Here is a 1756-nt window from a genome sequence, read left to right on the forward strand (position 1 = left end):
GGAAATTGACCGTGAACTGGCCAAATTCGATACCGCCAAGCTGAAATTTGAATGGTTAAGAAGCAATGTCAGCGATGCAGGCAGCGACTTTGTTGACAAGCTGCTGACAAAACGCATGGCAGAATGAGTGAGACAGCCAGTGTCACCAATTCGCTAACTAATTTTTCTATAGACAGAAGAGAAAGCTTTTTGTTATCATCGTAAGAAAAACGGAAAAGGTGATTTTTTGATTAGGAAAGCGCAAGACAAGGACCTTGATGCAGTGGCTGACATTTACAGCCATATTCATGATTTTGAAGAAGCAGGGAAGGTAGAAATCGGCTGGGACAGAGCGATTTACCCGACCAGAAATACCGCACAGGATGCACTGGAAAGAGGCGACCTTTTCGTCCTGGAAGATGACCAGGGCAAGGTCGTTGCTACTGCTATCATCAACGATAAGCAGGTTGATGCTTACGCGCAGGGGAACTGGGAGTATGCGGCTAAAGACGATGAAGTCATGGTGCTGCATACATTGGTGGTTGATCCATACGCAGCTCACCGCGGCTACGGGAAGGCTTTTGTAGCTTTTTACGAAGACTACGCGCGGAAGGCTGCTGCCAGCTATCTGCGCATGGATACCAACGCTCACAACAAGAACGCCCGGGGAATGTACAAGAAACTTGGCTACAAGGAAATAGGCATCATTCCGTGCAACTTTAACGGTCTTAAGGACATCCCGCTTGTTCTTTTGGAAAAGAAGCTGTAAGAGATACTTTTTACATAATGAAAGGGGTAAAGAAAATGGATCAACTTCAAGAAAATGACATTAACAAAGGCGTAGCTGAATTTCGTAAAACGCCTTATGCCAAACTGATCGATGTTAGAGAAAAGGATGAATACGAGGCAGGGCACATCCCGGCCAGCATCAATATTCCCTTGAGCAGTATCGGAGCAGCCAGAGAAGAGATCGCAGATCTTGATACGCCGCTGTTTGTTCATTGCAGGAGCGGCAACAGAAGCGCTCAAGCAGTTGACCTGCTTAAGCAAATGGGCTACTCCAATGTGAAAAATATCGGCGGAATTGTCGACTACCGCGGTGAGACCGAATAAAACAGAATTGAGCGAGATGCAAAAAAGGACACCCATCACTATTCGTGACAAGGTGTCCTTTTTGCATGTATTTATTCAAAAGCCATCTGGCTGGTGTAGAGCTTGTAGTAGAAGCCGCGCTTCTTGATCAAGTCAGCATGCGGTCCTTCTTCAATTACCTTGCCGTCTTTCAAGACGACGATCTTGTCGGAATTCAAAATCGTTTTCAAACGGTGGGCAATCACGAAGCTGGTCCGGCCAGCAATCACGTTGTCCATAGCCTTTTGGATCTTTTCTTCCGTAACCGTGTCGACGTTGCTGGTTGCTTCGTCCAGAATCAAAAAGGCCGGGTCGACCAGGATCGTTCTGGCAATCGACAAAAGCTGCTTTTGCCCAGTTGAGAAATTGGCCTGGCCATTCTCAATTGGCGTGTCGTATTGCTTTGGCAGAGTCATGACAAAGTCGTGCAGCTGGGCTTCCTTGGCCGCGGCGATGACTTCGTCCATTGAAGCATCGGGCTTGCCGTAGCGGATGTTGTCCGCCACCGTCCCAGAAAAGAGGACGGAATCCTGAAGCACGATCCCAACATTGCTCCGCAGGTTTTCCAGCTGCAGGTCACGGACGTCAGTCCCGTCAAAAGTTACGGCCCCGCTGTTTACGTCATAGAAACGGTTGATCAAGTTCA

Annotated in this window: 3 protein-coding genes; 2 read left to right on the plus strand and 1 reads right to left on the minus strand. The window is 47.9% G+C overall.

Going from position 1 to position 1756, the window contains the following annotated elements:
• Window positions 1-226: 226 nt before the first annotated feature.
• Complete coding sequence (locus ACI32D_RS06740) at window positions 227-748, plus strand: GNAT family N-acetyltransferase (protein WP_439775822.1); 522 nt, start codon at window positions 227-229, stop codon at window positions 746-748.
• 35 nt (window positions 749-783) lie between these two features.
• Window positions 784-1092: a rhodanese-like domain-containing protein gene (locus ACI32D_RS06745; RefSeq protein WP_439775823.1), complete on the plus strand. Its 309-nt coding sequence runs from the start codon at window positions 784-786 to the stop codon at window positions 1090-1092.
• 71 nt (window positions 1093-1163) lie between these two features.
• On the opposite strand, the gene ACI32D_RS06750 is transcribed toward ACI32D_RS06745, so the two are convergent.
• On the minus strand, window positions 1164-1756 hold a 593-nt coding region (locus tag ACI32D_RS06750; RefSeq protein WP_439775824.1), incomplete at its 5' end, for an ABC transporter ATP-binding protein.

Source organism: Lactobacillus sp. (assembly GCF_051873315.1).
In the GTDB taxonomy this organism is placed as follows: domain Bacteria; phylum Bacillota; class Bacilli; order Lactobacillales; family Lactobacillaceae; genus Lactobacillus.